Annotated in this window: 23 protein-coding genes; 9 read left to right on the plus strand and 14 right to left on the minus strand. The window is 73.9% G+C overall.

Going from position 1 to position 21713, the window contains the following annotated elements:
* Positions 1–2: 2 nt before the first annotated feature.
* Together ACIRG9_RS23760 and ACIRG9_RS23765 are read left to right on the plus strand one after the other, a co-directional pair.
* On the plus strand, positions 3–1268 hold the full coding sequence (locus ACIRG9_RS23760; protein WP_402859787.1) for a molybdopterin molybdotransferase MoeA: 1266 nt from the start codon (positions 3–5) through the stop codon (positions 1266–1268).
* Between the two features lie 14 nt (positions 1269–1282).
* Positions 1283–1714 (plus strand): molybdenum cofactor biosynthesis protein MoaE, encoded by a 432-nt coding sequence (locus ACIRG9_RS23765; protein WP_402859790.1) that lies wholly within the window; start codon positions 1283–1285, stop codon positions 1712–1714.
* 18 nt (positions 1715–1732) lie between these two features.
* Here ACIRG9_RS23765 and ACIRG9_RS23770 read toward each other — a convergent pair whose 3' ends face one another.
* Entirely contained in the window at positions 1733–3175 is a 1443-nt protein-coding gene (locus tag ACIRG9_RS23770) for a glycosyltransferase 87 family protein (RefSeq protein WP_402859793.1), read from the minus strand.
* Positions 3176–3377: 202 nt separating this feature from the next.
* Positions 3378–3923 (minus strand): DoxX family protein, encoded by a 546-nt coding sequence (locus tag ACIRG9_RS23775; RefSeq protein ID WP_402859796.1) that lies wholly within the window; start codon positions 3921–3923, stop codon positions 3378–3380.
* A gap of 146 nt (positions 3924–4069) precedes the next feature.
* Between ACIRG9_RS23775 and ACIRG9_RS23780 the strand changes: the two genes are divergently transcribed.
* On the plus strand, positions 4070–4612 hold the full coding sequence (locus tag ACIRG9_RS23780) for a GNAT family N-acetyltransferase (protein ID WP_402859799.1): 543 nt from the start codon (positions 4070–4072) through the stop codon (positions 4610–4612).
* Between the two features lie 70 nt (positions 4613–4682).
* Here the strand turns inward: ACIRG9_RS23780 and ACIRG9_RS23785 are convergent, their stop codons facing one another.
* Complete coding sequence (locus tag ACIRG9_RS23785) at positions 4683–5918, minus strand: AAA family ATPase (RefSeq protein WP_402859802.1); 1236 nt, start codon at positions 5916–5918, stop codon at positions 4683–4685.
* Between the two features lie 134 nt (positions 5919–6052).
* A complete protein-coding gene (locus tag ACIRG9_RS23790; protein ID WP_402859805.1) occupies positions 6053–6823 on the minus strand; it encodes a flagellar basal body protein FliL in 771 nt (256 codons plus the stop codon).
* Positions 6824–6909: 86 nt separating this feature from the next.
* Between ACIRG9_RS23790 and ACIRG9_RS23795 the strand changes: the two genes are divergently transcribed.
* Both ACIRG9_RS23795 and ACIRG9_RS23800 read left to right on the plus strand, forming a co-directional pair.
* Positions 6910–7917: an EamA family transporter gene (locus ACIRG9_RS23795; protein WP_402859808.1), complete on the plus strand. Its 1008-nt coding sequence runs from the start codon at positions 6910–6912 to the stop codon at positions 7915–7917.
* A gap of 11 nt (positions 7918–7928) precedes the next feature.
* Positions 7929–8624 (plus strand): prepilin peptidase, encoded by a 696-nt coding sequence (locus ACIRG9_RS23800; RefSeq protein ID WP_402859811.1) that lies wholly within the window; start codon positions 7929–7931, stop codon positions 8622–8624.
* 268 nt (positions 8625–8892) lie between these two features.
* Here ACIRG9_RS23800 and ACIRG9_RS23805 read toward each other — a convergent pair whose 3' ends face one another.
* The 5 genes from ACIRG9_RS23805 to ACIRG9_RS23825 all read right to left on the minus strand — a co-directional run bounded on the left by ACIRG9_RS23805 (position 8893) and on the right by ACIRG9_RS23825 (position 15631).
* On the minus strand, positions 8893–12081 hold the full coding sequence (locus ACIRG9_RS23805) for a UvrD-helicase domain-containing protein (protein ID WP_402859814.1): 3189 nt from the start codon (positions 12079–12081) through the stop codon (positions 8893–8895).
* Positions 12082–12175: 94 nt separating this feature from the next.
* Positions 12176–13435 carry a metallophosphoesterase gene (locus ACIRG9_RS23810; protein WP_402859816.1) on the minus strand — a complete coding sequence of 420 codons (1260 nt, stop codon included), beginning with the start codon at positions 13433–13435 and terminating at the stop codon, positions 12176–12178.
* A gap of 19 nt (positions 13436–13454) precedes the next feature.
* Entirely contained in the window at positions 13455–13700 is a 246-nt protein-coding gene (locus tag ACIRG9_RS23815) for a MoaD/ThiS family protein (protein ID WP_402859819.1), read from the minus strand.
* Positions 13701–13703: 3 nt separating this feature from the next.
* Positions 13704–14720, minus strand: coding sequence for a GTP 3',8-cyclase MoaA (gene moaA, locus ACIRG9_RS23820; protein WP_402859822.1), 1017 nt, complete (start codon positions 14718–14720; stop codon positions 13704–13706).
* Positions 14717–15631, minus strand: coding sequence for a fructosamine kinase family protein (locus tag ACIRG9_RS23825; RefSeq protein WP_402859825.1), 915 nt, complete (start codon positions 15629–15631; stop codon positions 14717–14719). Before ACIRG9_RS23825 ends, moaA begins: the two co-directional genes overlap by 4 nt.
* A 163-nt stretch (positions 15632–15794) precedes the next feature.
* On the opposite strand from ACIRG9_RS23825, the gene ACIRG9_RS23830 reads away from it, so the two are divergent.
* Positions 15795–16838, plus strand: coding sequence for a DUF4192 domain-containing protein (locus ACIRG9_RS23830; RefSeq protein ID WP_402859828.1), 1044 nt, complete (start codon positions 15795–15797; stop codon positions 16836–16838).
* Between the two features lie 79 nt (positions 16839–16917).
* Here ACIRG9_RS23830 and ACIRG9_RS23835 read toward each other — a convergent pair whose 3' ends face one another.
* From ACIRG9_RS23835 to ACIRG9_RS23850, 4 genes are all read right to left on the minus strand, one after another.
* Complete coding sequence (locus ACIRG9_RS23835) at positions 16918–18096, minus strand: CU044_5270 family protein (RefSeq protein WP_402859831.1); 1179 nt, start codon at positions 18094–18096, stop codon at positions 16918–16920.
* Positions 18093–18638: an RNA polymerase sigma factor gene (locus ACIRG9_RS23840; RefSeq protein WP_402859834.1), complete on the minus strand. Its 546-nt coding sequence runs from the start codon at positions 18636–18638 to the stop codon at positions 18093–18095. Before ACIRG9_RS23840 ends, ACIRG9_RS23835 begins: the two co-directional genes overlap by 4 nt.
* Before the next feature lie 103 nt (positions 18639–18741).
* Positions 18742–18990, minus strand: a complete 249-nt coding sequence (locus ACIRG9_RS23845; protein ID WP_402859837.1) for a flavin reductase — start codon at positions 18988–18990, stop codon at positions 18742–18744.
* Complete coding sequence (locus ACIRG9_RS23850; protein WP_402859840.1) at positions 18987–19160, minus strand: hypothetical protein; 174 nt, start codon at positions 19158–19160, stop codon at positions 18987–18989. The genes ACIRG9_RS23845 and ACIRG9_RS23850 overlap by 4 nt, the downstream gene beginning before the upstream one ends.
* Before the next feature lie 160 nt (positions 19161–19320).
* Between ACIRG9_RS23850 and ACIRG9_RS23855 the strand changes: the two genes are divergently transcribed.
* Positions 19321–19536 (plus strand): DNA-binding protein, encoded by a 216-nt coding sequence (locus ACIRG9_RS23855; RefSeq protein ID WP_402859843.1) that lies wholly within the window; start codon positions 19321–19323, stop codon positions 19534–19536.
* On the opposite strand, the gene fdhD is transcribed toward ACIRG9_RS23855, so the two are convergent.
* A complete protein-coding gene (fdhD, locus tag ACIRG9_RS23860; RefSeq protein WP_402859846.1) occupies positions 19533–20408 on the minus strand; it encodes a formate dehydrogenase accessory sulfurtransferase FdhD in 876 nt (291 codons plus the stop codon). The two genes, ACIRG9_RS23855 and fdhD, sit on opposite strands and share 4 nt — an antisense overlap.
* Before the next feature lie 416 nt (positions 20409–20824).
* On the opposite strand from fdhD, the gene ACIRG9_RS23865 reads away from it, so the two are divergent.
* Together ACIRG9_RS23865 and ACIRG9_RS23870 are read left to right on the plus strand one after the other, a co-directional pair.
* The gene (locus ACIRG9_RS23865) at positions 20825–21376 is read left to right on the plus strand and encodes a molybdenum cofactor guanylyltransferase (protein ID WP_402860096.1); all 552 of its coding nucleotides are present in this window, start codon (positions 20825–20827) and stop codon (positions 21374–21376) included.
* Positions 21373–21630 carry a DUF6457 domain-containing protein gene (locus ACIRG9_RS23870; protein ID WP_402859848.1) on the plus strand — a complete coding sequence of 86 codons (258 nt, stop codon included), beginning with the start codon at positions 21373–21375 and terminating at the stop codon, positions 21628–21630. The genes ACIRG9_RS23865 and ACIRG9_RS23870 overlap by 4 nt, the downstream gene beginning before the upstream one ends.
* Positions 21631–21713: the final 83 nt, after the last annotated feature.

The following is a 21713-nucleotide window of genomic DNA, read 5'->3' on the forward strand; positions in this document are numbered from 1 at the left end:
GGATGAGCACGGAAACCGCAGCCACGGCGGCGCAGGTCGCCGCGCTGTCACCGGTCGAGTGGGCGGAGGCCCGTTCCCGGGTGTACGCGGCCGGCCTCGCCGCCGCGCTCCCCGCGGTCGACCGTCCGCTGGCCGAGGCCGACGGCCACACCCTTGCCGAGCCGCTGACCACCCGTACGGACCTGCCGGCGTTCCCCACTTCCAGCGTGGACGGCTGGGCGGTGCGCGGGGACGGCCCGTGGCAGGTGGTGGGCCGGGTGCTCGCCGGGCAGACCCCGCCCCCGTTGACCGACGACGGCAGCACCGTCGAGATCGCCACCGGCGCGATGGTCCCGGCGGGCACCACGGCGATCCTGCGGATCGAGGAGTCGACCCGGACCGCTGACGGCCAGGTCGCCGGCACGCCGCGCCCGGCGTTCGAGTGGCGGGAGCCCGGCGAGGAGGCGTACGCCGGTGAGGAGCTGCTGCCGGCCGGCACGCTGGTCGACCCGGCGTTGATCGGCCTGGCCGCCTCCTGCGGTCACGACTCGCTGCGGGTCCGCCGGCAGCCGCGCGCCGCGCTGCTGGTCTTCGGCGACGAGCTGCTGACCTCCGGGCCGCCGGGGGCCGGCCGGGTTCGCGACGCGCTCGGCCCGGCGGTGCCCGCGTGGCTGCGGCGGTACGGCTGCCAGGTGCGTCCGGCCGACGTGGTGGGCCCGGTGGCCGACACGCTGCCCGCACACGTGGCTGCCCTGCGGGGCGCGCTGGCCGACGCCGACCTGGTCTGCACCACCGGCGGCACCATGCACGGTCCGGTCGACCACCTGCATCCGACCCTGGCGGAGCTCGGCGCGGACTACGTGGTCAACACCGTTGCGGTCCGTCCGGGCTTCCCGATGCTGCTGGCCCGGCTGGTGGACGGCGATGGCCGGGTCCGGTTCGTAGCCGGTCTGCCCGGCAACCCGCAGTCGGCCGTCGTGGCGCTGGTCTCGCTGGTCGCGCCGCTGCTCGCCGGCCTGGCGGGGCGGCCGATGCCGGTGCTGCCGCAGGCCACCCTCGCCGAGCCGATTCCCGGTCGCGGTGACTACACCCATCTTGCCCTGGTCCAGTTCGACCGGGCGGCCGGCACCGTCCACCCGTTGCGCCACGTCGGTTCGGCGATGTTGCGCGGGCTGGCCGGGGCGGACGGATTCGCGGTGATCCGGCCGGGCACCTCGGGCGAGGCCGGGGACCGGGTGCCGGTCGTACCGCTGCCGCTGCTCCCCGGGGAGCGGGTCGCACAGTCATGATCGAGGGAGGCGCGATGAGCACCGCCGAGGTGGTCGCCATCGGTGCGGTGACCGACCGGCCGCTCGACCTGGCCGCGCACGAGGCGGCGGTCGCCGACCGTCGAGCCGGAGCGGTGGTCTCGTTCCAGGGCGTGGTCCGCGACCACGACCACGGCCGCGTGGTGACCGTGCTGGAGTACGAGGGCCACCCCACCGCCGAGGCAGTGCTGCGCGAGGTGGCGGCCGGGGTCGCCGCCGACCCGGACGTGTACGCGGTGGCCGTGTCGCACCGGATCGGTCGGCTGGAGATCGGCGAGGTCGCCCTGGTCGCGGCAGTCAGCACCGCCCACCGGGCGGCTGGCTTCGCGGCCTGTGCCCGGCTGGTGGACGAGGTGAAGGCGCGGCTGCCGATCTGGAAGCGGCAGGTCTTCGCCGACGGCACCGAGGAGTGGGTGAACTGCCCCTGAGCTGCCGACCCGGGAGGGTCAGCGGCGGGCCGTGAGCTGGGCGGCGCGGACCAGCCGGTCGTGGTAGAACGCCGGCTCGGCGCCCGGGCGCCAGGGCAGGGCCGCGACCAGCACGATCAAGGCGATCGCCAGGGAGTTCTCCAGCAGCGCGCCGAACAGCCCGTCCTGGTAGTGGGACATCTCGGGGAGCTGGTGCTCGTACGGCCAGATCGGCGAGATCAGGAAGAGCAGGTAGAGCGTGAGCGCGCCGACTCCGTGCCGCAGGCCGGTGAGCGCCGGATACCAGATCGGCGGGCGCAGCGCCGGCACCCCGCTGGTGGGCGGTGCCGACGTGACCCGGGGCAGGTGTCCGCGGCTGGCCTCGCGGCGGCGTACCGCGGCGTCGGCCAGCACGATGATCGCCGGGATGACCCAGACCAGGTGGTGTGACCAGGAGATCGGGCTGATCACGTTGGCGGTCAGCCCGACCAGGGTGAACGCGGTCAGCTCGTCGCCGTCGGCCCGGGCGCTGGCCGCCCGGGACAGCCCGAGCACCAGCACCAGCACCGCGAAGGCCAGCCAGAGCAGGCCGGGCGCCTCGATGGAGTCGTAGAGCCGGGCGAGCAGGCCGGCGAGCGACTGGTTGGCGGTCATGTCGGCGGCACCGACCCGCCCGGTCTGCCAGAGCACGCCGGTGAAATACGCCCGTGACTCCGTGTCGACCAGCAGGAACGTGCCGAGGGTCACGCTCATGGCGGTGCCGACGGCGATCATCGCCGCCCGCCACTGCCGCGTGATCATCAGATACGCGATGAACAGCGCCGGAGTGAGCTTGATCGCGGTGGCCAGACCGATGCCGACCCCGGCCCACGCGCCGCCGTAGACGAACCGGGCCAGCGCCGAGTTGGCGGTGTCGTGGTGGGTGCCCCGCTTCGCCCGCCAGCGCAGGCCGACCAGGTCCGCCACGACCAGTGCGAAGAGCAGCAGGTTGACCTGGCCGTAGCCGAGGGTCTCCCGGGACGGCTCGATGGCGACGGCCATCGGCGTGGCGATGCCGACGGTGAACCAGAGCGACCAGCCCAGCCGGTCGACGATCGGGCGCAGCAGCGCGGCGAGCGCGACGGCGAGGGCGGCGATGCTGGCCAGCGCGTTCAGCCAGCCGGCGGCGTCGACCGGCAGCCAGGACATCGGCAGCATGACCAGGGCGGCGAAGGGCGGATAAGTGAAGCCCAGATTGGTGTCGGGTGCGATGAAGTTGTACAGCTCGTTGCCGTTCGCCCACCACACCACGGCACCGTGGTAGATCTTCATGTCGAAGAAGTTGTACGGCCGGCCGAAGGCGCCGATGGCGAGCCACGCGGCGTAGGCGACGGCGGCCACCATGCTGGCGCGTACGACTGCCCGGCGATCGGTGGCACGGGCGCGGTTGCGGTTGCGGAATGGAGCGAGGCGGTCCGTCCGCCGACCAACGGTCGCCGGCATGGCGTGGCTACCCCCGTACCAAGATCGTCTTGTCCGTCCAGGTCCCGCACGGAGCCTAGAACGGTGCCTCACGTTGTTCCCTCCCGCATTATGCGACCGTGTCCGATCCCACACATGTTCTTGAGATTTACACCGCGTTAACGGGTGCTGGGGGGTTCAGGTGATTAGTGGCCTTGCGGGGGTGGAGGCCGTCTCGAACAGGTCAGCCGGGAAGCCGCCGGCCGGTGGCGGCCGAGCGTACGGCGATCTTCGTCTCCCGGCGGGCGGTCCGGACCGCGCGCTGCACCGAGCGTCGCGAGTGGTTGATCCGGTGACCCGCGCGCCAGCGCAGCCCGGGTTTTCCGCCGGTGTCCGCGGCGGCGAGGAGCAGGCCGCCGAAGAGTCCGAGGTTCTTCAGGAAATGGACCTGGTTGTGGTTCCGCTGCACCGGGTCGTCGCTGCTCCAGAAGGGATGGCCGGCGAACGTGGTGGGCACCAGGGTGCCGGCGAGGACGAGCGCGGCGGGCCGGGAGAACCGGCCGCTGGCCAGCATCAACCCGCCGACGAGCTGGGTCGCCGCGTTGGCCCGGATCAGCGACTCGGTGTCGGTCGGGATTCGGGGATGCAGCCTCTGGATCATCGGAGCGGCGCGATCGGTGAGCGGTTTCGCGACGGGGACCAGCCGGCCGGGGTTCTTGAGGGTGTTGGCACCGCTGACCACGAAAATGCCGCTCAACATGATGCGGGCGAGGGAACGCACGGGCTTCATGGCTCAGTCATACCCCGTCGCGAGGGTCGCCACCCGGGCAACGCCCGAACGGGATCGGCCGCCGTGGACGTCCGGGGCGGCTCGCCGGCGTATCGATTTCAGCGACCGTCGCGGATGGACCGGGTACGCACTGTAACGTCGCGCGGGTGACGACGCTGCGACTGCGACCCGAGGATCCGGCGGACGAGGAGCCGGTCGCCCGGGTGCTGGCCGGCGCCTTCGCCCGCCCCGACGTGGCCGCGCCGCCCGAGGTGGGTCTGGTCGACGAGCTCCGGCGCAGCGGCGCCTGGATTCCGGAGCTGGCCATGGTCGCCGAGTACGGCGGTGAGGTGGTCGGCTACGCGCTGCTGACCCGGGTCCGGGTGCGTTCCGACGGCGGCTCGTTCCCGGCGCTCGCGCTCGGCCCGGTGGCGGTGGCACCGCATCGGCAGCGGATCGGGCACGGCACCGCGGTGGTGCAGGCGGCCCTGGACGCCGCCACCGAGCTGAGTGAGCGGCTGGTGGTGGTGCTCGGCGCCCCGACCTTCTACCGCCGCTTCGGGTTCAGCCGGGCGGACCGGATGGGCTGGACCAGCCCGTGGTCCGGGCTGGGGGAGCCGTGGCAGGCGGTGGTGCTGCCGCCATCCGCCGACGAGGCACCGCCGCCGCAGGGCGAGGTCATCTTCCCGCCGCCCTGGTCGAGGGTGTAAGGAGGGGCCCCTCTTGACGCCTCCGGTAGGGCAGGGGCCCCCTGTTGACGGTGGCGCCGGCGGCACCCGGTCAGGCCGGCTGGGTACGCAGGTAGCGGCCGAAGTGCGGGACGGTGAAGGCGACCGTGCCCCGCTCGCCGGAGTAGATCAGCCCCTTCTTGATCAGCGCGTCCCGGGCCGGTGAGAGGCTGGCCGGCTTGCGGCCCAACGCGCGGGCGATCTCGGCGGTCGGCACCGCCGCGTCCATGTCGTCCCGCCCGTTGTCCTCCCCCTCGACCAGGGACAGGGACGCCATGGCCCGCATGTACTCGCGCTCGGCCGGGGTGGCCCGTTCGAACCGGGAACCGAAGAAGCCGACGGCCAGTTCGGCTTCCGCCTCGGGCGCGGCGACCCGGACGTCGGCGGCGGTGATCGGCGAGCGCGGCGCGTGGTCCCAGGTGGCCTTGCCGTACGCCTGGACGAAGTAGGGGTAGCCGCCCGACTTCTCGTAGAGCAGGTCGAGGGCCTTCGGCTCGTACTCGACCTCCTCCCGCTCGGCCGGCGCGCAGAGCGCCTGGTCGGCGGCGATCCGGTCGAGCCGGTCGATGCGCTGGTAGCGGAAGAGCCGCTCGGAGTACGACTTCGCCGCGCTCAGCACGGCCGGCAGGTGCGGCAGTCCGGCACCGACGACGATCAGCGGCGCGCCGAGCTGGGACAGCTCGTGGCAGGCGGCGCAGAGCGCCGAGACGTCCTCCGCGCCGAGGTCCTGCATCTCGTCGATGAAGACGGCGACGCCGGTGCCCACGTCGGTGGCGACCGCCGCAGCGTCGGTGAGCAGCTCGACCAGGTCGATCTCGATGTCCCCGGAGTCGGCCCGGCCGCTGGCCGCCGGTACGTCGATGCCGGGCTGCCAGCGGTCGCGCAGCTTCGGCGCGGCCCCGCCCCGGCCGCTGGGCGTGGCGCGCTGGGCGAACGCCTTGAGCACGCCGAGGAAGCCGTCGATCCGGTCCGGGGCGCGGTGTCTGGGGGCCAGCTCGCGGACCGCCATGTGCAGTGCGGCGGCGATCGGCCGGCGCAGCGACTGGTCCGGCCGGGCCTCGATCTTGCCGGTGCCCCAGAGGTGGTTGATCGCCTCCGAGCGGAGGGTGTTGAGCAGGACGGTCTTGCCGACCCCGCGCAGGCCGGTGAGCATCAGGCTGCGTTCGGGGCGGCCCCGGGCGATTCGTTCCAGCACCACGTCGAAGACGTCCAGCTCGCGGCCCCGCCCGGCGAGTTCGGGCGGACGCTGGCCGGCGCCGGGTGCGTACGGGTTGCGGACCGGATCCACGAATCGCAGACTATCGGGCGGTCTAGCTGCGAGGCTAGACATCCGTAGATGCAGGTATCGGTGTGTCGCGACCGTCGAGACAAAACTAGGGCTGTCTAGCGTGGATGCTAGAGAGTCCTAGTTTCGGTTATCGGTCAGCGCCGCTTGAGGCAGAGCACGAAGTCGAGCGTGTCGAGCTCGCTGTCGTAGAAGTACCAGTCGGTGTAGCCCTCGACCTTGGCGCACTTCGTCTGGGCGTCCTTCTCGCCGTCGGTCGGGCCGTCGATCCGCCGCACCACCTGGTACGTCTTCGCGCCGCACTCGCTGATCGCCAGCTTCGGCTGGTCGGCCGCCCCCTCGTTGCGTACGCACTGGCCGGTCTTCACGAACCGCGGATCGGTCGAGGACGCCGGGGCCGGGGCGGTGGTCGCGGGATCGGTCCCCTGCCCGGACGGGTCGACGACCGGCGAGGTGAGGTCACCGGTCCCGCTCGCCGGGTCCTCCCGCCCGAGGAACCAGTACGCCCCGGCGCCGCCGAGCAGCACCAGCACGGCCAGCAGCGCGACCAGCGGACCCTTGCCGCGCTTCGGTGGCGCCGGTTCGGCGTACGGCTGCTGCCCGTAGCCGTCGTCCGCCGGGTATCCCTGGTATGCCGCCGGGCCGGCCGGCTGCGAGCCGTCCCAGGAGACGGCCGGCTCGTACCGTTGGGCCGGCGGCTCGCCCCAGCCACCGTGCTGCGGGGGTGGCTCGCCCCAGCCACCGTGCTGGGGCGGTGACTCGTACCGTTGAGCCGGTGGTTCGCCCCAGCCGCCGTGCTGGTCGGCGTAGCCGGGGTCGTAGCGTGGGTCGGCGGCGTACCGGTCCTCGGGTCGCCGTGCGTCCCACGGCTCGCGGGAGCCGCCGCCCGGTGGTCCGAAGTTCGCCATGAACGTCCTCCTGGATACGCCGTTGCTGAGAGGCCGGCCACCAATGGGGGACGCCGACGCCCCGGTCACCGTAGCGTGGTCGACCGATGAGCTCACGCCCCCAGAGTGCGACGCCGACCGTCGCCCACGCCCCCACCGCGGTCCGTCCCGCCCTGGTCTGGACCGCGCTGGCCCTCGTCTACGTGCTCTGGGGCTCGACCTACCTGGGCATCCGGGTCGCGGTCGAGTCGCTGCCACCGCTCACCTCCGCGGCGGCACGGTTCGCCGCGGCGGCCCTGGTGCTGGCCGTGGTGCTGCGGTTCCGCCGGGGACCGGGGGCGCTCCGGGTCGACCGGCGGCAGCTCGGCTCCGCCGCGCTGGTCGGCCTGCTGCTGCTCGCCGGCGGCAACGGCCTGGTGGTGCTCGCCGAATCCGGGCCGGCCGGGGAGGCGCTGCCCTCCGGCATCGCCGCGCTGCTGGTGGCCACCGTCCCGCTCCTGGTCGTGCTGCTGCGTACGCTCGGCGGCGATCGCCCCCGACTGTGGACCTTCGCCGGGGTGGCCCTCGGCTTCGTCGGCCTCGTGCTGCTCGTGCTCCCCACCGGCGGTCCGGGCACCGTGCCGCTGGCCGGCGCGTTCACCGTGGTCGTCGGGGCCGCCTGCTGGTCGGTCGGCTCCTTCCTCTCCGGGCGCATCCGGATGCCGGCCGACCCGTTCGTGGCCACCGTCTACGAGATGGCCGCCGGTGCCCTGGCGCTCGCCGTGGTCGCCGGCGTCCGGGGCGAGCTGGCCGGCTTCTCCCCCGCCGAGGTGACCGCGCGCTCCTGGGCGGCGCTGGCGTACCTGATGGTGGCCGGCTCCCTGGTCGCCTTCACCGCGTACGTCTGGCTGCTGCACCACGCCCCGATCTCCCTGGTCGCCACCTACGCGTACGTGAACCCGGCGGTCGCGGTGGCGCTCGGCGCGCTGCTCGCCGCCGAGCCGGTCACCCACCAGGTGCTGCTCGGCGGGGCGGTGATCGTCGCCGGCGTGGCGGTGGTGGTGAGCACCGAGCGTCCCCGCAAGCGGGTGCCGGACCCGGCCGACGGGGCAGCCCCGGAGCTGGCCCGCCGGTAACATTGCGGTCCGTGTCCGCCGGGTTGCTGATGGTTGCCGCGCTCCTCGGCGCGCTGGCCGGCTGGGCCACCCCGGTGGTCGCTCGCCGTTTCGCGTACCTTGCCGGCGACCGGGTGCATGTGCTCGACGACCACGCGGGCCGCGTGGAGGTGGCAGCCGCGGACGCTCCCGGGCGGATGCTCGTGCGGCGATGGGTGCTGGTGCCGATCGCCGCGGCCCTCTTCGGTGGCCTTTCCGCTGCCCGCGGTGCCGATCCGGCGCTGCCGGCGTTCCTGTTGATGGCGGCCGTCGGGCTGGTGCTCGCGATGGTGGACCTGTCCTGCCTCCGGCTGCCCGACCCGCTGATCGGCGCGGCCGCGCTGGCCGGCGGCCTCGGTCTGCTCGGCGCGGCGGTGGCGGCCGGCGCCCCGAATCGCCTGCTGGCGGCGCTGGCCGGGGCGGCCGTCTCCCTCGCCAGCTATGTGTTGTTGGCGCTGCTGCCCGGGTCGCGGCTCGGCTTCGGCGACGTCAAGCTCGCCGCCGTGCTCGGCCTGCCGCTCGGCTGGCTCGGTTGGCCCGCGCTGTGGCTCGGGCTGATCCTGCCCCATGTGCTCAACGGCGTCGTGGTGCTCGGTCTGCTGGTCACCCGGCGGGTACGCCGGGACAGCGTCCTGCCGTTCGGCCCGGCGCTGCTCGTCGGCACCTGGCTCGCGGTCCTGCTCGCCTGACTGCCGGGCCTTACCCCTTTCCCGCCAGGTGCCCGCCGCCACGCGTCCGAGGACTAACCACGCTCGGTAGCCGACCGATCGAGCTAGGGCGGACTAGCGGTATGTCTCAGCGACATAATTATGTCGCTGAGACATATCGTTATCTCCCACTAGCCGCCTGCCCCGCCGGTCGGTGGGGTGCCGGCTCGCCAGCCACCGTCCCAGGCAGGCACGAGCCGCTCGAGGCCCTCGACGACGTCGGGCTGGAGCCAGTGCTGGGGCAGGCCCGTCAGATGAGGCGGAGCTGGCGGTCCTTCGGGCGGCGGGGTTCCGCCTCGCCGAAGCGTTCGAAGAGCCCCGGGTCGATCACGTCGAGGAACGGGGACGGGCGGCACTCGCGTTCCGAGCCGAGCCGGCTACGCCGGGCGGCGTGGCTGACGTACAGCCGGTCCTGGGCCCGGGTCAGGCCGACGAAGAACAGTCGCCGCTCCTCGGCGACCGCGTCGTCGTCCGGCTCCGACCCCGGCCAGCGCAGCGGCAGCAGGCCGTCCTCCGTGCCGACCAGGAACACCACCGGGAACTCCAGCCCCTTGGCCGCGTGCAGGGTGAGCAGGGTGACCGCCTCGGCCCGCGGGTCCAGGGCGTCCACCTCCGCCCCCGTGGCGAGCTGGGAGAGGAAGAGCCCGAGGTCGTCGCCGCAGCGTCGGGCCAGCGGCGTGAGCAGATCCACCGCCGTGCGTACGTCCTCCGGTCGGACCGAGCCGGAGCCGTCGAGCGTCGGCACGGCGAAGCGTTCCGCCAGCACCTGCCCGGCCAGCCGTACGCGGGCGGCCAGCGGGCCGTCGAGCCCGGAGTGCCGCAGCTCGCGGGCGATGGCCAGCACCCCGGGCCGGTCGCGGAGCCGGTCGTGCGAGCGCTTCTGCACCGGGATGTTGGCCCGGGCCAGGGCGTCCAGCACCGGGGCGGCCTGCGCGTCGGTGCGGTAGAGCACCGCGACGTCGGAGAACGACAACGAGGTGGACCGGCCGTCGATTCGGCCCGAGTCGAGCGAACGATGGGACAGTCCACCGACCAGCTCGTCGATGGTGCGTACCACGAAGTCGGCCTCGTCGGCGACGGACGCCGCGGCGTACCGGCCGACCAGCGGGGCCTCCGGGTCGAGCCGCGCCGGGTCGAGCCGGCGGCCCCGGACCAGCGACGACGGTGCGATGGCCTGCACCGCGGCGGCCACGATCGGCGCCGACGAGCGGTAGTTGCGGTTCAGCCGGACCAGCCGGGCGTCGGTGAAGTCCTGGGAGAAGCGCAGGAAGTAGCCGACGTCGGCGCCCCGGAACGAGTAGATCGCCTGGTCGGGGTCGCCGATCGCGCAGAGGTTGCCGTCGGCCGGGCTGAGTAGCCGCAGCAGGTCGTACTGGACGGCATCGACGTCCTGGTACTCGTCGACGAAGATCCACTTCCAGCGTTCCCGGTACTCGCGGACCAGCTTCCGGTCCCCGCCGAGCAGCGCCACGGGCAGGGTGAGCAGCTCGTCCAGGTCGACCAGGTCCCGCTTCCGCAGCAGCGCGGTGTACCGGTCGTCGTCGTCACCGGCCTCGGCGCGGGCTGCCGCCCGGTCGGCGTCGTCGGCGATCCGGAAGTCCACCGGCAGCCCCGCGGCCTCGGCGTTCTCCCGCAGGATGGCCAGCCCCAGCGAGTGGAACGTGCCGACCGTGACGTCCTCGGCCACCGGGCCGAGCAGCCCGTCCAGACGGTGCCGCAGCTCCTCGGCGGCCCGCCGGGTGAACGTGATCGCCAGGCACTGGTCCGGGAAGACGTTCAACTCCGCGCAGAGGTACGCGATCCGGTGGGTCAGCGTGCGGGTCTTCCCGGTGCCCGGGCCCGCCACGATGAGCAGCGGGCCGCCCGGCGCGGAGGCGGCCACCCGCTGCATCGCGTCGAGCCGGTCCAGCAGGCCGGTGCCGACCTCCTCCATGCCGGCGAGCATCGGCTCGAACGGCTCGTGCGGGGAGGGCGCCGGCACGATCGGTGGCGGAGGCGGCGGGGCCGGCTTCCGCTTCGGCTCCGCCTTGGCCGCCGCCGGGCGGGTGGCCTTCGGTTTCGGCGCCGGCTCCGCGGGCTTCCGCTGCGCGGGCACGGGTACGTCGAAGAGCGTCTCCTGCCCGGCGGAAGCGAGGCTGCCCAGCTCCTCCGGGTCGAAGAGGGTGATCACGCCGTACTCGCCGTCGTATCCGGGAACCCGGCGCACCTCGCCCCGGCGCAGCCGGCCGATGCCCTCGGCGAGCAGTTCGCCGCCGACCCGGCCGATCTCGTCCAGCGGGGCGCTGGTCAGGATCTCCAGCTCCGGGCCGAGCGCCGCGATCAGCTCGGTGAGCTTCCCCTCGACCTTCTTCGAGCGGGCACCCACCTTGTTGATCTCACCGAGGATCTCGGCCAGCGGCACCAGATGGGTCACCTCGCGGGCGTGCGCCGGCCGGTGCCCCTCGGGCCGGTCGGCCAATTCGTCGACCCGGCTCAGTACGCCCACCGTCAGCGGTTTGCCGCACTCCGGGCACTGGCCACCGGCCGCCCGGGTCCGCTCCGGCGACCAGTTCACGCCGCAGAGCCGGTGCCCGTCGGCGTGGTACTTGCCCTCCTCGGGGAAGAACTCGACGGTCCCGGCCAGCCCGTCCCCGGTACGCAGCGCCTCCCGCATGGCGAAGTAGTCGCGGGCCGAGGCGAACACGGTGGCCTCGCGGCCCAGCGCCGGCAGGGAGTGCGCGTCGGAGTTCGACACCAGCTGGTAACGGTCCAGGCTGCCGACCCGCCAGTTCATCTCCGGATCGGAGGAGAGGCCGGTCTCCACCGCGAAGACGTGCTCGGCCAGGTCGGCGTAGCAGTCGGCGATGGCGTCGAAGCCGGACTTCGAGCCGAGCGCGGAGAACCAGGGGGTCCAGATGTGCGCCGGCACCAGGTATCCGTCCGGGCTGGCCTCCAGGGTGATCTCCAGCAGGTCCCGCGAGTCCAGGCCGAGGATCGGCCGCCCGTCCGAACCGAGGTTGCCGATCCGCCCGAGCGCGGCGTTGAACCGGGCCACCGCGTCCAGGTCCGGCAGGTAGATGAGGTGGTGCACCTTCCGGGTCCGGTCGTCCCGCTTGTAGATCGTGGAAATCTCCACGCTGAGCAGGAACCGGGCCGGATCCGCCTCCGCCTCGCTGGCCAGCCGGGGCGGCAGCTGACGGGCGACGTCCCGCTCCGCCTCCGGGCTGAGCCGGAACAGGCCGGGCTCGGCCGGACGCAGCGTCTCGCGCAGGTGGTCGTACCAGGCGGGATGGGTGAAGTCGCCGGTGCCGAGCACGCCGATGCCCTTGCGCCGGGCCCAGCGGGCCAGGTTCGGCAGGGTCAGATCGCGGCTGCACGCGCGCGAATACTTCGAGTGGATGTGCAGATCCGCGACGAACGGCGAAAGGCCACCGGGGGGTACGGCGCTGAACGGAGGCACGCCGCATCCTGTCACGGCCGACCCGGTGCCCGCCTTCCGCCACGCGTACTCGTGACCTGAGCAATCCGGTGCTGGACTGGGCGGCCCGGTCGGGCTATGGGGCACGCAGCTCGACCAGGGTCACCTGAGGCGGCGCGCCGACCCGGACCGGCGGGCCCCAGAAGCCGGCGCCGTTGGTCACGTACACCTTGGTGCCGTCCACCTCGCCGAAGCCGGAGACCACCGGCTGCTGCAGCCCGACCAGCAGGTTGAACGGCGCCATCTGCCCGCCGTGGGTGTGCCCGGAGAGCTGCAGGTCAACGCCGAACTTCGCCGCCTCGTGCACGGCCACCGGCTGGTGTGCCAGCAGCACCACCGGGCGGCTCGGGTCCCGGTCGCCGAGGGCGGCGGCGTAGTCGGCGGGGGCGGCCAGCCCGGTGCCGGCGGCCGACACGTCGTTCACCCCGGCCAGGTCCAGGACGCCACCTCGGGCGAGGATCTCCTGGCGTTCGTTCTGGAGCACCCGCAGGCCGAGCCGGTCCACCTCGCGGACCCACTCCTCCACGCCGGAGTAGTACTCGTGGTTGCCGGTGACGAAGAAACTGCCGTAGCGGGACCGCAGGCCGCGCAACGGCTCCGCCGCCTCGCCCAGCTCGGCCACCGTGCCGTCGACCAGGTCGCCGACCACCGCCACCACGTCGGCGTCGAGCCGGTTGATCATCGCCACGATCCGCTCGGTGTGCGAACGACCGCGCAGCGGCCCGAGGTGGATGTCGGAGACGGTCGCGATCCGCAGCCCGTCCATGCTGCGGGGAAGCCTGGCCAGCGGGATCCGCACCCGGTCCAGCTGCGGCGGGCCCAGCGCGGTGCGGACGCCGTACCCGGTGACGCCGGCGGCGGTGAGCCCGGCGAAGATCGCCGCTCCCCGGGCGAGCAGCAACCGGCGGGACGGGTCGTGGCCCGCCGGCGCGGTGGCCGGTGCTTCGGCGGGGTGCTCGACCGGCGGCTCGGTGGTGCCGGCGGAGTCGCCCACTCCGACGAGGGCTGGTTCGGGTGCTGCGGTGCTGGACTCGGCGAGCCGGGCCCGTTGGCGCGACACCAGCTTGGCCACCGCCATCGGTACTTCCAGCACCAACAGCACGACCAGCAGGTAGAACATCAGCGCCAGCCAGAGGTAGCCCGGCCAGGCCAGCCAGAACGCCCCGGCGTGGGTGCCCGCCAGGGTGACCGGGATCAGCACCGCCAGCAGCAGCGCGGCGAAACCGCCGATCCGCCGCCAGCGCCCCGGCATGGTGGTGTCCCGGACCAGCCGTTTCCACAGATACAGGTGGACCAGGCCGGTCACCAGCACGACGAAGCCTACGAACGCCGTCATCGCCACCACGGAGCCTCCCTCAGCCGCCCGCGAACGGCGGCAGCACGTCAACCGTCACCCCGGCCGGCAGCGGCGCACGACGATCGTGGCAGGCCACCCCGTCGACCAGGAAGCTGGCCGCCGTCAGCACGACGGCCAGTCGTTCGCCGTGCCGCGCGGCCAGCTCTTCGAGAAGCTCGTCGAGCGGACGGCCGGCGGACGCGGTCTCCTCGGCGCGGCCGGCGGCGGCGCGCGCACCGGCGAAGTAGCGCACGGTGAGCTGCACCGGTCAGCCGCCGATCGCCGACATCGGGCGGGCGGGCCGCAGGAACGCCGGGTCGTCGATGCCGTGCCCGGCCCGCTTACCCCACATCGCGGTCCGCCAGCGTCGGGCCAGCTCGGCGTCGTCCGCCCCGGCGCGCAGCGCGCCGCGCAGGTCGGACTCCTCGGTGGCGAAGAGGCAGGCGCGGACCTGGCCGTCGGCGGTGAGCCGGGTCCGGTCGCAGTCGCCGCAGAACGGGCGGGTCACGCTGCCGATCACGCCGACCCGGGCCGGCCCGCCGTCCACCAGCCAGGTCTCGGCCGGTGCCGCACCCCGCTCGGCCGGGTCCTCGCTCAGGTCGAACTCGGCGCGTAGGGCGGCGAGAGCCTCCTCGGCGGTGACCATCGTCGCGCGGTCCCAGTTGTGCTGGGCGTCCAGCGGCATCTGTTCGATGAAGCGCAGCTCGTAGCCGTGGGCCAGGGCGAACCGGAGCAGCGCGGGCGCCTCGTCGTCGTTGACCCCGCGCATCAGCACCGCGTTGATCTTGACCGGGGTCAGCCCGGCGGCCGCCGCTCCGGCCAGCCCGGCGAGCACGTCAGTCAGCCGGTCCCGCCGGGTCAGTTCGGTGAACCGGGCCCGGTCCAGGGTGTCCAGCGACACGTTCACCCGGTCCAGTCCGGCGGCCCGCAGGGCGGCCGCGATCCGGGCCAGCCCGAGGCCGTTGGTGGTCAGCGAGATCCGGGGCCGGGGTGCCAGCTCGGCCACCGCCGACACGATGTCGACCAGGCCGGGCCGGATCAGCGGCTCCCCACCGGTGAAGCGGACCTCGGTGACGCCGAGCCGCTGCACCGCGACCCGGACCAGCCGGACGATCTCGTCGTCCGTGAGCAGCTGCGGCTTGGCCAGCCAGGGCAGCCCCTCGGCCGGCATGCAGTAGGTGCAGCGCAGGTTGCACCGGTCGGTCAGCGAGACCCGCAGGTCCCGGGCGACGCGGCCGTACCGGTCGACGAGGACCCCGTCGGGCGTCGGCGGGGCGGCGGTCACCCGTCGACCGTAGCGCGTCGGTCGCCCTGGAGCGCGGCCCGGGCGGCGCTGCCCACCGCGTCGGCGTAGGCCGCGCCGAACAGGGCGGTGTGCACCAGCAGCAGGTGGAGCTGGTGCAACGGGATCCGTTCGCGCCAGCCGTCGGCCAGCGGCCACACCTCCTGATAGGCGGCGAGAATCCGGTCCAGGTGCGGCGCGCCGCCGAAGAGCGCGAGCTGGGCGAGATCCGTCTCGCGGTGGCCGCCGTGCGCGGCCGGGTCGACCAGCCAGACCCGCTCGTCCGCGCCCCACAGCAGGTTGCCCGGCCAGAGGTCGCCGTGGATCCGGGCCGGCGGCTCGTCACCGCCAAGCTCCCCGATCCGATCGACCACCTGCTCCACCAGCGCGGCCCGGACGCCGGCGAGCGCGCCGTTGTCGACCGACATCCGCAGGTAAGGCAGGAGCCGGCGGCGGGCGAACCACTCCGGCCACGGGCCCGAGTCCGGTGTGTTGTCCTGCGGCAGCGCGCCGATGAACCCGGTCCACTCGGCACCGAGGGCGGGCGCGCCGGCCCGGTGCAGCGCGGCCAGTTCGGCCCCGAACCGTTCGGCCGCGGCCGGCGTCGGTTCGCCGGGCTCGACCCAGTCGAGCGCCAGCAGCTCCGGCAGCGCCACCACCACCTCCGGTACGGGCACCGCGCCGGCCTCGCGCAGCCAGCGCAGCCCGGCCGCCTCGGCCGCGAAGAAGCCCTCGGGCAGCGGGCGCCCCGCGTGCTCGGGCCAGGTCTTGGCGAAGACCGAGTGCCCGTCGTCGAGGGTCAGCCGGGACGCGACGCAGATGTCCCCGCCGGAGACCGGCGTCTCCCGGATCCGTTGATGGGTCAGGAAGGTCGGCAGGTGCTCCGGGTGCGCCCGCAGGTACGCCAGGTCCATGAGCGCAAGGTAGCCGGTCCGACCGACATCCGGTGGGTCGTGCGTCGTCCAGGCGCCCGCCGTACCGCGCTCACCTGCGCCGATACTCTCCGTATCTGTGGATGAGCGGCGTGTCGTCCACAGGGCCTGTCGAGCAGGTGGCCCGCCGCCGCACGCTGCCCGCATGACTCCCACCGACCACCCCCGGCTCGCCGTCCGTTCCCCCGCCGACCTCATCGCCGCCGTGCCGTACCTGCTCGGCTTCCATCCCGCCGAGAGCGTGGTCGTGGTGGCGCTGCGCGGTCGCCGGGTCGTCTTCGCCGCCCGGGGTGACCTGCCCGAGCCGGGTGCCGACCCGCGACCCGCCGCCCGGCATCTCGCGCAGGTCGTCGCCCGGCAGAGCACGGAGTCCGCCACCGTGATCGGCTACGGTCCGGCCGCCCGGGTGACCGGCGCGGTCGACGCGGTCGGCGCGGCGCTGGACGAGTCCGGGCTGCACGTCCTCGACGCGCTGCGGGTCACCGACGGGCGCTGGTGGTCCTACCTCTGCACCGACGCGGAATGCTGCCCGCCCGACGGCACCCCGTACGACCCGACGGCCAGTGAGGTCAGCGCGGCGGCCGTCTTCGCCGGTCAGGTCGCCCTGCCCGACCGGGCCGCGCTGACCGCGCAGGTGTCCCCGTTCGACGGGCCGGTCCGGGTCGCCATGCGCCGGGCCACCATCCGGGCACGTCGCCGGCTGGGCGAGCTGACCGAGGACGCGGCCGAGACCGCACTGGCGGGCGGGCGTTCCGTTCGCTCGGCCGGGGTGTCAGCCCTGCGCGGCGCGTTCCGCCGGCAGCGGCGTGGCGAGCGGCTCGGCGACGACGAGGTGGCCTGGCTGACCGTGCTCCTCACCCACCTCCCGGTACGCGACCACGCGTGGGAGCGGACCGACGGGCGGGACACCGACATCGGCCTCTGGACGGAGGTGCTGCGCCGGGCCGAGCCGGAGCTGATCGCCGCCCCGGGCAGCCTGCTCGCCTTCGCGGCCTGGCGTGCCGGCTACGGCGCCCTGGCGGCGGTGGCCCTGGAACGGGTGCTCGCCGCCCACCCCGACTATTCGCTCGCGCTGCTCCTGGACGACGTGCTCCGGCGCGGACTGCCCCCGTCCGAGCTGGACGGCTGGCCCGCGGTCGCCTCCCGCGAGGTCGTCCGCCGCAGGCGGAGGCGTCGTGGCGCCCGCTGACCCGCCGACAGGCTGCCGAGACAGGTGTGCGGTGCGGGCACCGAGGCGTCCGCACCGCACACCGGGGAGGGAGAGCAGGTTACTTCTGCGCGGCAGGTGGGTCGTCGTTGGTGAAGTGCGCACTCACCAGGAGGGCGTAGCTCTGCAACGTCCCGGTGGCGTTCGGGGTTCGGCCGGAGCCCAGGTCCCAGGATTCGGTGGCGAGCGCCTGGCCGGTCCGCGGGTCGATGATCAGCCGGGCCTGGCTCCAGTGGCCGCCGTCGCCCTTGCGGGCGAACCCGACCGCTACACCCGCGCGTCCCCGCTGGTCGGTGACCTCACCGAGCGAGGTCACCCCGGGCAGGTCGGCGAGCATCCGGTACGCGGCCGCCCGCACCTGCGGCGACACCGGCAGGTCGAAGACGAGATCCTGGGCGCTCCAGCAGAGGGAGTCGTTGGTGGCTTTCTGCACCTCGCTGGCCTTCAGCCGGTTGCGCAGCCATGCCTTCAATGCGGCCGGCTCGGTGGGCACCGCAGCCAGTTCAGCCTGCGAGATGGGGCCGCCGGCGAGGAAGTGGGGCGCGTGGCCGTTCTTCGCATCTGGCGGCATCGGCCTGGCGGCGCCCCACTCGGCGGTCTCCGGCCCGGGCGTGCCGCGGATGATGATCGGCTTGGCGTCGGGGATGCCCTTGGGTGCGGGCTCCACCCACTGTGTCGGTGCGCCGTCGGCCTGCCACGCGGCCCGGTCCGCGGCGGTGAACGGCACGGCGCCGAGGTCGCGGAAGAAGCCCACACCCCGGGCACTCGGGGACAGCGCGTCCCACGCCCGCAGGCCCTGCCGCTCCACGATCTGATAGCGCCGGTTTGCCGGGCCGACCTCGCGCACGTTGCCGTGTTCCTGGTCGGTGACCCAGTAACGGCCGCCGGTGGTGGGATCGGCCGCGCTCCGCTCGGCCGCGACCAGGAGCACGTCCCGGGCGGTGTGCGGGGCCGAGGCGGTCGCCGGGTCGGCCGCCCGGCTGCCCGCGCCGGCCACGCCCGCCGGCCCGGTGCTTCCCCCGCCGAGCGTGAGGAAGACGGCACCGGCCGCCGCCAGGGCCACGGTGGGCACCAGGCCCGCCATGACCAGCCGGCGGGTCGGCCGGCGCACGGCCCCAGCTCCGGTCGGCTGCGGGTGCGCCATGATCGCGTACGGGTCGTGGCAGCTGTCCAGGTCAGGTTCGAGTCGGGCGGGGCGGGCGTCGGCCAGCGCCTTCATGACATCTCTACGGGGACTCACTTGCTGTACTCCTCGACAGGAAGGGCGATCGGGGAACGACGGGCGACCTGATCCGCCCCGGCCAGCGCCGCTTGCAGTCGCTTTCTGGCCCGGTGCAGCCGTACGAAGAAGGCGGCCGTCGAGCAGCCGACGAGCCGAGCGGCTGCCCGGGCCGACAGGTTGTGCCAGGCCACCAGGGTCAGCAGTTCCCGGTCGTCGTCGGCGAGCCGGGCGAGCGCGGCGAGCACAGCGACCCGCTCCGTAACCCCGTCAGCGACGTCCGCCGCCGACTCGTCGGCCCAGGCCCGCAACTCGGCCGCCAGGCTGGCCTGCCGCACCTCGTCGCGGTATCGCTCCCGCAGCACGTTGCGGGCCACCCCGAGCAACCACGGCAGCGGCGGCACCGGCACCGTGGGCAGCTTGCGCCACGCCACGAGGAAGGTGTCGCTGACCACGTCGTCGGCGAGTTGACGTCCGGCTCGGCTCACCGCGTACGCGTACACCTGTGCGTGGTGCGCGTCGTACATCGCGGTGAATCGTCTGCTCGCGTCGGCTTCTGTCACTGACTCCTGCTCCTTGGTACGCGGGAAGGTACGCCGTCACCAGGAAGTGCGCGCAGGGATCGGTTTCTTACCGCCGTTTTCGTCCACGGCCGTCCGGCCCCACCTATCGGGCGCGGGCCCAGCCCAGGAATCGCTCGGTCAGGCCCTCCGGAGGAGCCTCTCCATTGAGCTGGGAGAGTTGCGCGCCGGCCTCGGCCAGGAGGGCGCTCAGGTAGAGCATCAGGGCGGTTCGATCGTTGCGGTACTCGACCAGCAGGGCCAGTCGGGCGGGCTGGCAGGGCCAGTCGGACCCGCACACCCGGCAGCGCCAGAGCGGGCGCATCGGCAGGTGCGGGCGCGAGGGTCGGCTCACCACCGGCCCCCGTTCGCCCGCCACGTCTGCGCCAGCGTCAACCAGCTGGCTTGGCCGACCTGCGGGAAGGCTGCTGTCTGGGCGTTGTCGATCCACCGGCCCTGGTTCGGCGGTTCGGCGGGTGCGGGGCGGTAGTGCCGGTCGGGGCACGGCCACCGCAGGCCGCACACGCAGCACCTTGACCACCAGTGCCGCCGCCGGTGCGCGAGATTGGACAGTATCGGCCCAATGGCTCTGTGTAAGGACATAGGCTCATCTTGACGAAGCTCTAGGCAAGCGTCAAGCCCCGGTAGGCGTGCGACAAGGACATGGCCACCGGAGGTTCAGGTAATGGAGCTGGAGCTGTGGGCTGCGCAGGAAATCGGGGATTTTCTGAACGTGTCACGGCAGCGCGTGTCGCAACTTGCCACCCGGCACGACTTCCCGACTCCGGTCGCTACGTTGGCCGTCGGCCGAATCTGGCTCGCTGATGACATTCGCGCATGGGCCGCACGGCACGGCCGGCCGGTCCCGATCACCGAGCCGGACGAGGGTGACCCGAGCTAGGCGGTCGGCACGGCGTCCTCGGCAACGATCCGCTCGGCACCCGCGTAGACGTTCATCGTCTGGCCGCGCAGGAAGCCGACGAGGGTCATCCCGGCCTCCTCGGCCAGGTCCGCGGCGAGACTGCTGGGCGCGGAGACCGCCGCCAGCAGCGGCACGCCCGCCATCCACGCCTTCTGGGTCAGCTCGAAGCTGGCCCGGCCGGAGACCAGCAGCACGTGCCCGGCGAGCGGCAGCCGGCGTTCCCGCACCGCCCAGCCGACCACCTTGTCCACCGCGTTGTGCCGGCCGACGTCCTCGCGCAGCACCACCAGCTCGCCGTCGGCGGTGAACAGCCCGGCGGCGTGCAGGCCACCGGTCCGGTCGAAGGCGCGCTGGGCCGCACGCAGCCGGTCCGGCAGGGCGGCCAGCGTCGCCGCGGTCACGCTGAGCGCGTCGTCGCGTACGGCGAACCGCGACCGGGTGCGTATGGCATCGATGCTCGCCTTGCCGCACACCCCGCACGAGCTGGTCGTGTAGAAGTTGCGGGCCGGGTCGGTGGTGGGTTCGGGTACGCCCGGGGTCAGCACCACGTCGACCACGTTGTAGGTGTTCGGCGTCTCCGCGCCGGCGCAGAGCTGCGCGGTGTGCACGTCCTCGGCCGACCGGATCAGCCCCTCGGTGAGCAGGAACCCGATCGCCAGGTCCAGGTCGTCACCGGGGGTACGCATGGTGACCGCCAGCGGCTTCCGTCGACCCGGGCCCGCCGGGCCGACCCGGATCTCCAGCGGCTCCTCCACGGCCAGGGTGTCCTGCCGGCGTACCCGGGTGCGCCCGTCGGCCGCCGCGTCGAGGTCGATCCGGAGCACGCCACGCCGGTCAGTCGCCCGTCCCATCCCGCCATCCTGCCCCGCGCCACCGGCCGCCCGCACGGCGACGCCCGCCCGGCCTGAGGTAACCCGCACAACTTGCGGCATGTCGGCCCTTCAACCGGCGCGGAGACACCGACTCGCCGCAAGTGGAGTGGATCTTGCGACCGCACCAGCGAGACCGGCCGCATGGCCGCACCGACCGTGCTGGCGGGGCCGACCGTGCTGGCGGGGCCGACCGTGCTGGCGGGAATGGCCGCACCGACCGGTGCCAGCGGGACCGATCGCACCGGTCGCGCCGGTCGTGCCGGTCGTGCCGATCGCGCCGGTCGCGCCGGTCGGATCGCGAGGCGGCGGGCCGGCGGGTGGAGGCGGTCCGGCGCGGATACCTTGGGCGGGTGACGTACGCGGCGGTGGTGCTGTCGGGTGGTGCGGCCCGGCGGATGGGCGGCGTGGACAAGCCCGGGCGCGCGGTCGGTGGCCGGCCGATGCTGCACCGGGTGCTGGCCGCGGTCGCCGACGCGGCGCCGCGGATCGTGGTCGGCCCGGCCGGCCCGGTCCCCGACGGGGTACGGGTGACCCGTGAGGATCCGCCCGGCGGTGGTCCGGTCGCCGCCACCGCAGCCGGGCTGGCCCTGCTCGACCCGGGCACGAACGTCGTCGCACTGCTCGCCGCCGACCTGCCGCTGCTCACCCCGGCGGCGGTGGCCGACCTCCGGCGCGCGCTCGACGAGTCGGCGGCCGACGTCGCCTGCTACGTCGACGGGGACGGCCGCCGGCAGCAGCTCTGCGCCGTGTGGCGGGTCGCCGCCCTGCGGGTCGCCGTCGACCGGCTGGCCGCCGAGCGGGGCGGCACGGTCGACGGGGCTCCGGTACGCGGGCTGCTGGCCGGGACGGCCGTACGGGAGGTGTCCTGGTCCGGCTCGGGGCCGCCGCCCTGGTTCGACTGCGACACTGACGAGGACGTACGCCGGGCCGAGGAGTGGACGCGATGACGGTGATGGACGACTGGGTCACGGCGGCCTGCGTCGAGCTGGGGCTGGACCCGGGTGAGGTGTCGGTGCCGATCGTGCTCGACCTGGCCAGGGACGTCGCCCACCAGGTGCTGCGTCCGGGTGCGCCGGTCACCGCGTACCTCCTGGGGGTGGCTGTGGGGCGGGGGGCCGACCCGGCCGCGACGGCCGCCCGGCTCAGTGAGCTGGCCGGCTCCTGGCCGATCGAACTGGGCGGGAGCGCACCGGCCGAGTAGCCCCCTCCGGTCGGGTGTCCGATCCTGGTCCGGCGTGATTGGATCTCCAGCGCCCGTGGGTAGGGTGGCGATGACGGACGGAG

It is taken from the genome of Micromonospora sp. NPDC093277 (genome assembly GCF_044765245.1).
Lineage (GTDB): Bacteria > Actinomycetota > Actinomycetes > Mycobacteriales > Micromonosporaceae > Micromonospora.

Coding starts and splice junctions, on each gene's coding strand:
- ACIRG9_RS23825 (WP_402859825.1), bottom strand. CDS start 15,631: ATGGACCTGGCGTACCTGCGGGCGCACCCGGAGCACCTGCCGACCTTC.
- ACIRG9_RS23790 (WP_402859805.1), bottom strand. CDS start 6,823: ATGGCGAACTTCGGACCACCGGGCGGCGGCTCCCGCGAGCCGTGGGAC.
- ACIRG9_RS23760 (WP_402859787.1), top strand. CDS start 3: ATGAGCACGGAAACCGCAGCCACGGCGGCGCAGGTCGCCGCGCTGTCA.
- ACIRG9_RS23775 (WP_402859796.1), bottom strand. CDS start 3,923: ATGAAGCCCGTGCGTTCCCTCGCCCGCATCATGTTGAGCGGCATTTTC.
- ACIRG9_RS23830 (WP_402859828.1), top strand. CDS start 15,795: ATGACTCCCACCGACCACCCCCGGCTCGCCGTCCGTTCCCCCGCCGAC.
- fdhD (WP_402859846.1), bottom strand. CDS start 20,408: ATGGGACGGGCGACTGACCGGCGTGGCGTGCTCCGGATCGACCTCGAC.
- ACIRG9_RS23765 (WP_402859790.1), top strand. CDS start 1,283: ATGAGCACCGCCGAGGTGGTCGCCATCGGTGCGGTGACCGACCGGCCG.
- ACIRG9_RS23865 (WP_402860096.1), top strand. CDS start 20,825: ATGGGCGGCGTGGACAAGCCCGGGCGCGCGGTCGGTGGCCGGCCGATG.
- ACIRG9_RS23855 (WP_402859843.1), top strand. CDS start 19,321: ATGGAGCTGGAGCTGTGGGCTGCGCAGGAAATCGGGGATTTTCTGAAC.
- ACIRG9_RS23810 (WP_402859816.1), bottom strand. CDS start 13,435: ATGACGGCGTTCGTAGGCTTCGTCGTGCTGGTGACCGGCCTGGTCCAC.
- ACIRG9_RS23770 (WP_402859793.1), bottom strand. CDS start 3,175: ATGCCGGCGACCGTTGGTCGGCGGACGGACCGCCTCGCTCCATTCCGC.
- ACIRG9_RS23870 (WP_402859848.1), top strand. CDS start 21,373: ATGACGGTGATGGACGACTGGGTCACGGCGGCCTGCGTCGAGCTGGGG.
- ACIRG9_RS23795 (WP_402859808.1), top strand. CDS start 6,910: ATGAGCTCACGCCCCCAGAGTGCGACGCCGACCGTCGCCCACGCCCCC.